Annotated in this window: 13 protein-coding genes; 5 read left to right on the top strand and 8 right to left on the bottom strand. The window is 68.7% G+C overall.

Annotated elements, in window-relative coordinates; all coding sequences use genetic code 11:
* The first annotated feature begins 1 nt into the window (after position 1).
* Entirely contained in the window at positions 2-1,204 is a 1,203-nt protein-coding gene (locus tag KR541_RS18310) for an MFS transporter (protein WP_050017227.1), read from the top strand.
* 353 nt (positions 1,205-1,557) lie between these two features.
* On the opposite strand, the gene KR541_RS18305 is transcribed toward KR541_RS18310, so the two are convergent.
* Entirely contained in the window at positions 1,558-2,436 is an 879-nt protein-coding gene (locus tag KR541_RS18305) for an aldo/keto reductase family oxidoreductase (RefSeq protein WP_050014346.1), read from the bottom strand.
* 101 nt (positions 2,437-2,537) lie between these two features.
* On the opposite strand from KR541_RS18305, the gene KR541_RS18300 reads away from it, so the two are divergent.
* Complete coding sequence (locus tag KR541_RS18300) at positions 2,538-3,437, top strand: LysR family transcriptional regulator (protein WP_050014347.1); 900 nt, start codon at positions 2,538-2,540, stop codon at positions 3,435-3,437.
* A gap of 177 nt (positions 3,438-3,614) precedes the next feature.
* Here KR541_RS18300 and KR541_RS18295 read toward each other — a convergent pair whose 3' ends face one another.
* Together KR541_RS18295 and KR541_RS18290 are read right to left on the bottom strand one after the other, a co-directional pair.
* On the bottom strand, positions 3,615-4,376 hold the full coding sequence (locus KR541_RS18295; protein ID WP_050014349.1) for an isocitrate lyase/PEP mutase family protein: 762 nt from the start codon (positions 4,374-4,376) through the stop codon (positions 3,615-3,617).
* 149 nt (positions 4,377-4,525) lie between these two features.
* Positions 4,526-4,993 (bottom strand): MarR family winged helix-turn-helix transcriptional regulator, encoded by a 468-nt coding sequence (locus KR541_RS18290; protein WP_050014351.1) that lies wholly within the window; start codon positions 4,991-4,993, stop codon positions 4,526-4,528.
* A gap of 81 nt (positions 4,994-5,074) precedes the next feature.
* On the opposite strand from KR541_RS18290, the gene KR541_RS18285 reads away from it, so the two are divergent.
* Together KR541_RS18285 and KR541_RS18280 are read left to right on the top strand one after the other, a co-directional pair.
* Positions 5,075-5,443 carry a hypothetical protein gene (locus KR541_RS18285; RefSeq protein ID WP_050014352.1) on the top strand — a complete coding sequence of 123 codons (369 nt, stop codon included), beginning with the start codon at positions 5,075-5,077 and terminating at the stop codon, positions 5,441-5,443.
* Positions 5,444-5,538: 95 nt separating this feature from the next.
* Positions 5,539-6,156 carry a glutathione S-transferase family protein gene (locus KR541_RS18280; RefSeq protein ID WP_050014353.1) on the top strand — a complete coding sequence of 206 codons (618 nt, stop codon included), beginning with the start codon at positions 5,539-5,541 and terminating at the stop codon, positions 6,154-6,156.
* Positions 6,157-6,215: 59 nt separating this feature from the next.
* On the opposite strand, the gene KR541_RS18275 is transcribed toward KR541_RS18280, so the two are convergent.
* The 5 genes from KR541_RS18275 to KR541_RS18255 form a co-directional block, all read right to left on the bottom strand.
* Positions 6,216-6,938, bottom strand: a complete 723-nt coding sequence (locus KR541_RS18275) for an HAD family hydrolase (protein WP_050014354.1) — start codon at positions 6,936-6,938, stop codon at positions 6,216-6,218.
* 23 nt (positions 6,939-6,961) lie between these two features.
* Entirely contained in the window at positions 6,962-7,933 is a 972-nt protein-coding gene (locus tag KR541_RS18270) for an ornithine cyclodeaminase family protein (protein WP_050014355.1), read from the bottom strand.
* Between the two features lie 103 nt (positions 7,934-8,036).
* A complete protein-coding gene (locus KR541_RS18265; RefSeq protein WP_050014357.1) occupies positions 8,037-9,167 on the bottom strand; it encodes a DSD1 family PLP-dependent enzyme in 1,131 nt (376 codons plus the stop codon).
* A 129-nt stretch (positions 9,168-9,296) separates the two neighbouring features.
* Positions 9,297-10,256, bottom strand: a complete 960-nt coding sequence (locus tag KR541_RS18260; protein ID WP_089489024.1) for a LysR substrate-binding domain-containing protein — start codon at positions 10,254-10,256, stop codon at positions 9,297-9,299.
* 126 nt (positions 10,257-10,382) lie between these two features.
* Entirely contained in the window at positions 10,383-11,297 is a 915-nt protein-coding gene (locus KR541_RS18255) for an NAD(P)/FAD-dependent oxidoreductase (RefSeq protein WP_216089703.1), read from the bottom strand.
* Between the two features lie 140 nt (positions 11,298-11,437).
* On the opposite strand from KR541_RS18255, the gene KR541_RS18250 reads away from it, so the two are divergent.
* Complete coding sequence (locus tag KR541_RS18250) at positions 11,438-11,878, top strand: Rrf2 family transcriptional regulator (protein WP_050014361.1); 441 nt, start codon at positions 11,438-11,440, stop codon at positions 11,876-11,878.
* Positions 11,879-12,105 lie beyond the last annotated feature (227 nt).

Raw genomic sequence — 12,105 nt, 5'->3', positions numbered from 1 at the left:
CATGAATCCCGGAATCTCCTCGGCCGCCTCGACGGCGGCCCCCCGCGAACCGGCCTGGGGCGCGGTATTCGCGATGGCGCTCGGCGTGTTCGGGCTCGTCACGGCCGAATTCCTGCCGGCGAGCCTGCTGACGCCGATGGCCGACAGCCTCGGCGTGACCGAAGGCGTGGCCGGGCAAGCCGTCACGGCCACGGCCACGGTCGCGCTCGTCACGAGCCTGCTGATCTCGGCGCTCACGCGCACGATCGACCGGCGGCGCGTGCTGCTCGTGTTCTCGGTGCTGCTCGTCGCATCGAACCTCGCCGTCGCGTTCGCGCCGAACCTGGGCGTGCTGCTGTTCGGCCGCGTCGTGCTCGGCATCGCGCTCGGCGGCTTCTGGACGATGGCGACCGCCACCGCGATGCGGCTCGTGCCGACGGCGATGGTGCCGCGCGCGCTGTCGATCATGTTCAGCGGCGTGGCGGTCGCGACGATCGCGTCCGCGCCGATGGGCAGCTACTTCGGCCACCTGATCGGCTGGCGCAACGTGTTCCTGATCGCGGCCGTGATCGGCGGCATCGCGTTCGTGTCGCAGATCCTCACGCTGCCGTCGATGCCGCCGAGCGGCACGACGCGACTGCGCACGCTGATCGACGTGCTGCGCCGGCCGACCGTCGGCCTCGGGATGTTCGCGACGATCCTCGTGTTCACCGGGCATTTCGCGTTCTTCACGTATCTGCGGCCGTTCCTCGAACAGGTGGCGGGCGTCGGCGTGAACGGACTGTCGGCGATCCTGCTCGGCTACGGCATCGCGAACTTCGTCGGCACGTCGCTCGCGGGCCGCGTGCTCGAACACCGGCTGCGGCCGATGCTGATCGGCATGCCCGCGTTGATGGTCGTGCTCGGCATCGCGCTCGTCGTGCTCGGCCGCGCGCCGATGATCGACGCGGTATTGGTCGCGTTGTGGGGGATGGCGTTCGGCGGCGTGCCGGTCGCATGGTCGACGTGGGTGACGCGCACCGTGCCCGACGAAGCCGAGAGCGCGGGCGGGTTGATCGTCGCGGCGATCCAGCTTGCGATCGCGACGGGCGCGGCCGTCGGCGGCGTCGTGTTCGACGCGAACGGCGCGGCAGGCGTGTTCGTCGGCGCGGCGATCGTGCTCGCGGTGGCGGTCGCGACGATCGTGACCGGCGTGCCGAAGCGGGTCGGCGTGGTCGCGTCCTGACCGTCTGGCGGCCTAGGGCGTGTTCACGCTAATAACGGGTTTGCGCTGGCCCCCAGAAGGGCCGAGCGCGAGGATTGCGACGAAGCGAATACTCGACGTATTCGCGAGGAGCATGACGCGGCGATCGGCCCTTCTGGGGGCCAGCCCCGCGAATGAATTTTTCCAAACAGGGGAACGTGCCTTTCCGCCCACATTGCGGCGTCGTGCGTCGCTTGTTTGGCACGGCCAAACGGCGCTCCTTACTCCTTGCACTGCGGGCGGAAAGGCACGTTCGCAAACCCGTTATTAGCGTGAACACGCCCTAGCGGCCCGGCGGCTCGTGTCGCACGGGCTACCGGGCGATCGGCCGCACGTCAGGCCGCGCCGGCGTCCGCGATGCGGTCGAGTGCCGCGAGCGCGTCGGCCGGCAGATCGAGATCGGCCGCCGCGAGATTCTCGCGCAGATGCGCGACCGACGACGTGCCGGGAATCAGCAGAAGATTCGGCGCGCGGCGCAGCAGCCACGCGAGCGCGACCTGCATCGGCGTCGCGCCGATCCGGGCCGCGACGCCGGACAGCGTCGACGACTGCAGCGGCGAGAAGCCGCCGAGCGGAAAGTACGGCACGTACGCGATGCCGTCACGGGCCAGCGCGTCGATCAGCGCATCGTCGCCGCGATGCGCGATGTTGTAGTGGTTCTGCACGCAGACGATGTCGCAGATCCGCCGGCCTTGCGCGACCTGTGCGGGCGTGACGTTGCTCAGGCCGATGTGCCGGACGAGCCCGCGCCGCTGCAGCTCGGCGAGCGTGGTCAGCGGCGCTTCGATCGATCCTTCGGCCGGCCCGTGCGTGTCGAACATGATGCGCAGGTTGACGACGTCGAGCACGTCGAGCCCCAGGTTGCGCAGGTTGTCGTGCACGGCCCGTTCGAGTTCGTCGGGCGCGAAGGCGGGCAGCCACGATGCGTCGTCGCCGCGCCGCGCACCGATCTTGGTGACGATCACGAGATCGTCGCGGTACGGATGCAATGCGTCGCGAATCAACTGGTTCGTGACATGCGGGCCGTAGAAGTCGCTGGTGTCGAGATGGTCGACGCCGGATTCCACGGCTTCGCGCAACACGTTCAATGCGGCCTCGCGATCTTTCGGCGGGCCGAATACACCGGGGCCCGCCAGCTGCATCGCGCCGTAGCCGATCCGTTTGACGTGGCGATCGCCGAGCCTGAAGGTGGCGGTGTGGCGAATATCGGGCATGACCTTGCTCCTGTCGAAGAGATGAATGCGTTCAGCATAAGGACGAGTCGGCTGCGCGATAAGCGGGCATAATTCGCACGGGTTGTACGAAAAGGCGAACAATGCAAACCGATCTCGGCGATCTGAACGCATTCATGGCCGTCGCACGCGCGAGCGGCTTCCGCGACGCCGCACGCGTGACGGGCCTCAGCGCGTCGGGGCTGAGCGAGGCCGTGCGCCGGCTGGAAGCGCGGCTCGGCGTGCGGCTGCTGCATCGCACGACGCGCAGCGTCGTGCCCACCGAAGCCGGCGAGCGCCTGCTCGCGCGCCTCGGGCCGGCGCTGACCGAAGTGGCGGCGGCGCTCGACGGTATCGACGAGTTCCGCGGCCGACCAGCCGGCACGCTGAAGCTCAACGTGCCGGTCAGCGCATCGCGGCTCGTGTTGCCGGCGATCGTGCCGCGCTTTCTCGATGCGTATCCGGACATCCGGCTGGAAGTGACGGCCGACGAAAGTTTCGTCGACGTGCTGGCGGCCGGATGCGACGCGGGCATCCGCTACGACGAACGGCTCGAACAGGACATGATCGCGGTGCCGATCGGCCCGCGCATCCAGCGGTTCGCGACCGCGGCGGCGCCCGGCTATCTCGACCGGCACGGCCGGCCGCAACATCCGCGCGACCTGCTCGACCATCGGTGCCTGCGCGGGCGTTTCGCCAGCGGCGCGATGCCGCCGTGGGAGTTCGAGCGCGACGGCGAGGTCGTGCGGGTCGAGCCGGCCGCGGGGCCGTTGCTGGTCCAGATCGGCGGGGCGACGGAGTTGATGGTCGATGCGGCGATCGCCGGTACCGGCATCGTGCATCTGTTCGAAGACTGGCTGCGCCCGCATGTCGACAGCGGCGCGCTCGAACCTGTGCTCGAACCGTGGTGGCGGCCGTTCTCGGGGCCTTTTCTGTATTACCCGGGGCGGCGGCTCGTGCCGCCGGCGCTACGCGCGTTCATCGACTTCATCAAGGCATCCTGAGCGCCGATCAGCGCGCCGGGGCGTGTGCGTCGAGCAGGCGCCGCGCGTCGTCGTCGCTCATGCGGCCGACCCACGCGCTGCGGCAAACGCGCGACAACCGAAGCGCGGAAGCGGGCGCCGATGACACGGAAGGTCGTCGTTTGATGGGCAGCAGGCACCCGCCGCCCCGTGAAGCCGTTACCCGCCTTGCTTGACCAGCGCCGCCAGCGCTTTCATCGCCTGCAGATACGGATACGGCCCGTGGCTGATGCGCGCCACGCCGTACTCGGCGAGTTCCGCGATCGTCGGCGTTTCCGACACGCGCATCACGTTCACCGGCAGCGGCGACGCGGCCGTCAGTGCGCGAATCAGCGCCGGCGAGCGCAGGCCCGGCACGAACAGGCCGTCGGCGCCGGCGGCCGCATACGCGCGGGCGCGCGCCAGCGTCGCGTCGAGCAGGCGTTCGTCGTGCGTATCGGCCGCCGCCGTGAAGAACACGTCGGTGCGCGCGTTGATGAAGTAGTCGGCGCCCGCGCGATCGGCCGCCTGCCGGGCTGCCGCGACGCGGGCCGCCGCTTCGTCGACGTCGCGCAGTTCGCCCGTGGCCGGAAAACTGTCTTCGAGGTTGCAGCCGATCGCGCCGGCCTGGATGCTCAGCATGATCGTGTCGCCGACATCCTCCGGCCGTTCGCCGTACCCGCTTTCGAGATCGACGGTGACGGGCAGGTCCGTCGCGCGCACGATCCGCTCCAGCACGTCCATCATCAGTGCGCGCGGCATCTGCTCGCCATCGGCGAAACCGTTGGCCGCCGCGACCGACCAACTGCCGGTGGCCAATGCGACGGCGCCCGCGTCGGCCGCCGTGCGCGCACTGCCGGCATCCCACACGTTGAACAGCGCGAGCGGCTGGCCCGCGCGGTGAAGCGACCGGAAAATCGCGCCTTTCTCGTTGTTGCCCATACTCGTCTCCTGATGGATGGATACCGGACTGATTGTCGTGCCGAGCGATATTGCCACCGAATCGGGCGGTGCGACCGGCGTGCGCAATGTCTGCTGACAGCGCGTGACAGGAAGTGCGCGCGACCGCCGCGGCGCGATCCGAGCGCCGTTCAGTCGCGCGAGCCCGGATCGACCGATAGCGCGCGCAGCTGGCCGCGCAACTGGTCGACTTCGCCCGGCGCGAACGGCCGCTCGATCTCGGCGTGCGCCTGTTGCCACAGCGGGAACGCTTCGGCCAGCAGGTCGTGCCCGGCCGGCGTCAGCGAGAGCAGGCGGCTGCGTCCATCGTCGGGATCCTGGACGATCGTGACGAGGCCGCGCCGCTCGAGCGGCTTGAGCGCGGCGGTGAGCGTGGTGCGGTCCATCGCGAGCAGCGACGCGACCGATTTCATCGGCGCCGGTTGCGGCCGGTTCAACGACATCAGCAGCGAAAACTGGCCGTTGGTGAGGTCGAGCGGGCGCAGCACGTCGTCGAAGATACGCGCGAGATTGCGCGCCGCGCGCTGCATGTGCAAACACAGGCAGCAATCGCGCACCATCAGCGTCGTTTCGAAGGGAAGCTTTTCTTTTCGTGCCATGTTGCAATTGTGTTGATATCAACCTATCTTGTCAAGGTCGAGGCGCGGCAACCCGCCGCGTCCGTCATCGGAGGAGCAGGCATGAGTGCGCAACCACAGTTGTATCTCGCCGTATTTCTCGGGAGCCAGGATAGCCCGGCGATGAAGGCATGGCTCGCGCTGCCGGAGGACGAGCGGCGCACGCGCGAGCGCGACGGCATCGCCGCATGGCATGCGTGGGTCGACCGGCATCGCGACGCGATCGTCGAGCTGGGCGGGCCGCTCGGCAAGACCAAGAACATCGACGCGGCCGGCATCCGCGACACGACCAATGCGTTGACCGGCTTCACCGTCGTGCGGGCGGCGTCGCACGACGCGGCCGCCGCGCTGTTCGAAGGTCATCCGCATTTCACGCTGTTCCCGGGCGTGTCGGTCGACGTGATGCCGGTGCTGGCGATTCCCGGCGCGTGAGCGACGCGTGATGCCGCGCGACGCGCGTCGCTTCGTTCGATCCGTCGTGCCCGGCATGCAGACATTTTCCCGACATTCATGGATGGAGACTGGCGATGAAGCTTTACGGATTTGCCGGCACGCGCTCGCAGCGCGCGCTGTGGGGGCTGAAGGAACTGGATGCGGATTTCGAATTCGTGTCGGTCAACCTGCTCGAGGGCGAGCACAAGCGGCCCGAATTCCTGCGCCTCAATCCGGCCGGCAAGGTGCCCGTGCTGGTGGACGGCGACCTCGTGATTCCCGAATCGGCCGCGATCGTGCTGTATCTCGCGGACAAGTACCCGGAGAAGGCGCTGCTGCCCGTCGATCCGGCGCTGCGGGCGCAGGCCTATCGGTGGGTCATGTTCGCGGTGACGGAGCTCGAGCAGCCGCTGTGGCGGATCACGCGGCACACGTTCCTCTATCCGCCGGAGAAGCGCTCGCCGGCCGATATCGAACTGGCGCGCGAGGATTTCGCGACGATGGCCGCGATTCTCGACACGCATCTCGAGGGGCGCGAGTTCATCGTCGGCGATACGCTGACGGTGGCCGATTGCGTGACGGCGTACCTGATCGACTGGGCAAGCGAATGCCATTTGATCGAACCGTTCCCGCAACTGCGCGCGTATCTGGAACGGCTGTATGCGCGGCCGAAGGCGCCGCAGCGGATCGCGGAGGCGAGGAAGGCGGCGTGAAGGTGAAACGCGGGCGGGCCATGCGCGGCGTGGGCATGACGCGCCGCGCCCGCCCGCGATCACGAAACCGTATCGGGCGCACCCAGCGCACGGCACAGCATCGCCAGATCGCTCAACCTGAGATGCGGCGTTACCGCATGCGGGGGCGTCGGTTCTTCTTCAGCCGAAGGCTCGCGCACGATCCACGCGGCCTGAAGCCCCGCATTCACCGCGCCGACGATATCGAGGTGGAAGTCGTCGCCGACATGCAGCAATTCGGCCGGCCGTACGCCGAGTGCGTCCGCCGCCGCATGGAAGATCTCGGGTTCCGGCTTGGCGAAGCCGAATGCACGCGCGCTGAGCGTCGTGCGGAAGAATTCGCCGCCGCCCGTGAGCCGAAGGTCGGCGTTACCGTTGGTGACCGCGATCAACGGAAAGCGCGCGCTCAACCACGCGAGCGCCGGCAGCGCGTCTTCGTAGAACTCGACGCGATTGCGCGCCGCATAGAAGACGTCGTAAGCGCGCTCGGTCAGCGAGACATCTTCGTTCGCGCGCTCCAGCGCAAGCCGGATCGACCCGATTCGCATCGCGCGATAGTCGCTCGCGAGATCGGGGCGCAACCGTTCGTATTCCTCACGTAGCGCTGCGAGTGCCTGTTGCGTCGGCAGCACGCGCTCGGTATTCGGCGCGTGCTCGATCAACCATGCGCGAAGCGTCGCCTCGGCCCGTACGACGGACGGCCCGAACGGCCACAGGGTGTCGTCGAGGTCGAACGAGACGGCGGAAACTTTGGCGAGACGCATGGCGGTTGAAAGCGGGAAGTCGTTTACCAGGGCCACGGAACGGCGGTTCCGGTGCCGTTGTCGAGCGCGTGTCGATAGAGGAAGCGCGCGACGGTCAGGTCCTGCAGCGCGAGCCCCGTCATGTCGAAGACGGTGATCTCGTGCGCGGCACGATCGACCGATGCCGCACCCGCGAGGATGTCACCGATTTCCGTGCGCGGCAAATCCGGCGCCCACTGGCACTCGCCGATGGTGCGCGCCTGATCGTGATCGTCGACGACGATGCGCGCGCGTTCCAGCACGCCGGCCGGTAGTTCGCGCTTGCCCGCGGTATCGGCGCCCACGCAGGTCAGGTGGGTGCCCGGCTGAACCGCATCCGCGTCGAACAACGCGCCGCCGCCGGGCGTGGCTGTGATCACCACGTCGCTATGGGCGACCGCATCGTTCCGGTCGCGCGCCACGCCGATCGTGCACCGTTCGACGAAATGCGTTTCGAACGCCGGATCCGGCTCGCCGTTGACGGTCACGTACTGCACCGTGCATCGCTGCGGCAGCAGCGCGAGCGCGTAGTCGAGCTGCACGCGCGCCTGCACGCCGGTGCCGAACACGCAGAGCCGCGTGCTGTCGCGACGCGCGAGCTGTTGCAGCCCGAGGCCGCCCGCGGCGCCGGTTCGCGCGGTGGTGATCGCGTTGCCGTCCATGATGCACAGCGGCCGGCCGGTCGCCGGATCGAACAACGCGACGGTGGCCTGATGCGGCTCGCCGCCGCGCGCCCGATTGCCGGGCCAGAACCCGGCCGCCTTGAAGCCGAGCAAGTCCTGATCGGCGACGTCGCCCGACTTGATGCCGAACACGCCGCCTGTGTGCAGTTTCTCGCGCACGACCGGAAATACGCGTCCGGCCCTTTGACTGTGCAGCACGAAGGCTTCGCGGACGGCCGCCATCACTTGCCCGGCTTGCAGGGCGGGCTCGACGGCATCGCGGTCGAGGAGAAGGAGGCGGGCGTCGGTCGGCATGGTCGGGGGTGCCTGGTCGGCACGAGGCGAATTCAGGGTATTTAAAGTTTGTCCAGATTTGGACGAATAGTCAATGCGCGGATGACGCGGCGGGGACTGATGCTCACCACCCGTAGAAGCGCGGCCACGTCTGCGCGGCGCCGTCATCGCCGACGGCCTGGTATTCGGGATGCTGCGCGCCGGTCGCGCACGCATGATTCGGCAGGATGCGCAGCCGCGTGCCGATTGGAAACCGCTGCGCGATGCCCGTATCCGGCGTACCGGTTCGCGACACGATCCCGTGTTCCTGGTTGGCGCCGCTCAGCAGGTAGCCGCCGAGCACGTCGCCCGCTTCGGTGCAGACCTGCCCGTAGCCGAAATCGTGCGCCTGGCGCTGCGTGCCGCGGTCGCGGCTCATCGCCATCCAGCCCGCATCGACGATCGCCCAGCCTTTCTCTTCCTGATGGCCGATGACGGTGGTCAACACTGACAGCGCGATGTCGGACGGCTCGCACACGCCGATGTTGTGCATCACGAGGTCGAACATCACGTACACGCCGGCGCGCACTTCGGTCACGCCGTCGAGCCGTTCCGCCGCCAGCGCGGTGGGCGTCGACCCGATGCTCACGACCGGGCACGGCAACCCGGCGGCCCGCAGGCGCTCCGCGGCCCGCACGGTGCGGCTGCGTTCCTGCTCGGCGATCGCGACGAGTGCTGCGTGCGTGTCGTATTCGTAGCTGGAGCCCGCGTGAGCCATCACGCCGCCGAGCAGCATGCCGCCGTCGGTCAGCGCGCGGCCGACATCGATCAGCAAATCGGCGTCGGGCGGGATGCCCGAGCGGTGGCCGTCGACGTCGACCTCGATCCATACGTCGAAACGTTCGCCGTGCTCGCGCCCGAACGCGGCGATCGCATGGGCGGCCGGCAGGCTGTCGGCGACGATCTTCAGGTCGCAGCCTTGCCGACGCAGCGCAAGCGCCTGGCCGAGCTTCGCGGGCACCATGCCGACCGCGTAGACGATGTCGCGGATGCCGTCCGCGAAGAACTGCTCGGCTTCCTTGAGCGTCGATACCGTGATGCCCTGCGCGCCCGCCGCGATCTGCGCGTCGACGACGTGCCGGCATTTGGTGGTCTTGACGTGCGGCCGGAACCGCACGCCGAGTGCGTCCAGATGCGTCTGCATGCGCGCGATGTTGCGCTGCATGCGGCCGACGTCGATCAAGGCGGCCGGGGTGTTGAGGGTGTGAAGGTCCACGATGCGTCCGATTGCGGGGTTGCCGATGCGGACACTGTAGGGCAGTCGGCTCACGGCGTGTTTAATGCGGAACTAATCTGCCATTAAGGGAAGTTTAATTGGCCGACTCTCGCGGAGCGCGGCCCCGGCTCACGCTTTGCCGCGCCACGGCGGCGGATCGAGAAACTGCCGCGCGGCGTCGAGAAACACCCGCTGCCGCGCGGAGCGGCCGGTCCGCGACGGCAACAGCGCCGTCACCGGCGCGGGCGGCAGGCTCCAGCCGGGCAGCAGCCGCACGAGCTTGCCGTTCGCGAGCAACTGCGCGACGTCCCACTCCGAGCGTTCGACGATGCCGAGCCCGGCCAGCGCCCATTCGGTGATGACGGTGCCGTCGTTGGACGACAGCGCGCCGGTCACGCGGATGACGGTCGCCCGCCGCGATTCGCCCTTGACGCCGCGGCCGGGCGAGAAGCGCCAGCGCGGGATGTCTTCGTCGTTCTCGCGCAGGCACAGGCAGTCGTAGCGCGTCAGGTCGGATGGATGGTTCAGGTCTTTGAGGCGGCGCGCATACGCGGGGCTCGCGCACAGGAAGCGCTCGTTGGGCGCGAGCGGATAGCCGATCCACGAAGACGACTTGAGGCCGCCGACGTGGACGACCACGTCGGCGCCCGATGCGCTGGTCAACGGGCTTTCCGACAGATGGAGCGAGATTTCGAGCTTCGGATGCGCGCGCTGCACGTCGCGCACGATCCGCGCGACGTACTTGCGGCCGAAGCCGAGCGGGGCGACGACGCGCAGCGTGCCCTGCACGTCGCCGTGGTCGCCCGCGATGCTGACTGGCAGCGCCTCCACGCGCTCGAGAATGCCGACGGCTTCCTGGTACAGCCGCTGCCCTTCGTCGGTGAGCGCAATCCCTTTCGGCTGCCGCACGGCGAGCCTCGCGTTCAGGCGCGCCTCCATCCGTTGCAGCCGAATCGTGACCGCGGGCGGCGTGAGGTCGAGCAGCCGGGCCGCCGCGGCCAGCGAGCGCGACGTGCCGATCGCGCGGACGAGTCGAAGGTCGTCGAGGTCGAGCATTTCATGGCTCTTAATGCATAGGGTATCGAGCATTAAACCGCAGATCGCGCGGCGAAGCCATCGACGTGGCGCGGGGTGGCTGCGGTGAGGATGGCCGGAAGGCGCCCGCTTCCTTCGCCTGATACATCGACGACCGTGACGCCCCCGCTGTCCACCCGCCTACGCGTCCAGCCCGAAAATCAGCGATCGATGTACGCCCACGCCGGCCGCCACGCCCGATGCCGATGCGAACGTCGCATTGGTCATCAGGCTCGACGCATCGCCGGCCGCATACACGCCGGCGACGCTCGTCTGCTTCCACGCATCGACGCGAATCGCGGTGCCGAGCGGCCCTTCGTCGAACGCGCAGCCGAGCTGCTGCGCGAGGTCGCTCGCCATGTCGGTGCGCGCGCCGATGAACAACGCGTCGATCGGCACGACCTGCCCGTCGGCGAGCCGCAGCGCGTCGATACGCGGCGCGTCGCCGACGATCTCGACGACCGGCGAGCGTTCGATGCGCACGCCGCGCGCGGCGAGCAACGCGGCTTCCTCCTCGTTCGCTTCGACCACGCGCTGCGTGAACCACGTCGTCGGGCCCCAGTCCGGAATCAGGATCGCCTGATGGACCGACAGCGGATGCGTGGCGAGCACGCCGAGCCGCTGGCCGCTCACTTCGTATCCATGACAGTACGGACAATGCAGCACGCTGATGCCCCAGCGTTCGGCGAGCCCCGGCAGCGCGGGCAGTTCGTCGCGGATGCCGGTCGCGAGAATCAGCCGGTCGGCGCTCGCGCGGCTGCCGTCGGCGAGCGTCACGTGAAAGCGTTCATCCGCGTCGCGTTCGGCCGCACGTACTTCGCCGTCGATGCGCTGCACGGTCGGATACGCGGCAAGCTGCGCGCTCGCTTCGGCGACGATCCGCGCGGGCGGCTTGCCGTCCTGCCCGAAGAAGCCGTGCGCATGCTCGGCAAAGCGGTTGCGCGGCCGGCCGGCGTCGATCACGAGCACGCGGCGGCGTGCGCGCGCCAGTTGCATCGCGGCCGACAGCCCGGCAAAGCTGCCGCCGATCACGATCACTTCATGATGGGTATCCATGCATCCACTCCTTTCTGAATCTGTGTGACGGATAGACGTGCTTCGCTGGCGGCCAACTCATGAAACACGAGAAGTTGCATGATAGGGCGATGGTATCATTCATGCAACTTCAGAAGTTTCGAGAGAGGGGAATCCCGCCCGTGAGAACCGACAGCCGTTTGTCGCGCATGCTGCATGCGCTGATCCACATGGACCAGGCCGACGGCCCGCTGACGTCGGAGACGATCGCGACGATGCTGGGCACGAATCCGGTCGTCGTGCGGCGCCTGCTCGGCGGGTTGCGCGATTGCGGCTACGTGCAGTCGGAGAAGGGGCACGGCGGCGGCTGGGCGCTGAGCGTCGCGCTCGACGACATCACGCTGCTCGACGTCTATCGCGCGGTGGGCGAGCCGCCGCTGTTTTCCGACCTGGTGTCCGAGGACGCGCCCGAATGCCTGGTCGAACAGGCGGTCAACGCGCATCTGTCGGCGGCGCTGAAGGAGGCTGAAGCGTCGCTGCTCGCGCGCTTCGGCGAAGTCACGCTCGGCATGCTGTCGCGCGATTTCGAAGCGAAGGCGGCGCGGCTGCGCAAGCCGCGCTGACGCAGCGCAGCACGGCCGCCGTACGCGCGTCACGCACGCGCAGGCGCGGCCGAAACCGCCGCGCCGCCATGTTCTGTCCCCCGACTTCTGCCCGGTTCGCCCGCCACAGGGCAAAATACGGGTTTTCCGCACCCGCGAGGGCGCGTTCGAATCACGCGCCCGGCGGCGGCAGTGCGCATGCCGCACGCCGCCGCCGGGCGCCCAGGCAAGAAACGCTCGCCCTGCCG

This window comes from Burkholderia sola, from assembly GCF_905400185.1.
Lineage (GTDB): Bacteria > Pseudomonadota > Gammaproteobacteria > Burkholderiales > Burkholderiaceae > Burkholderia > Burkholderia sola.
Note: the sequence above shows the minus strand (reverse complement) of the source record. Positions and strands in the feature narration are given on the sequence as shown.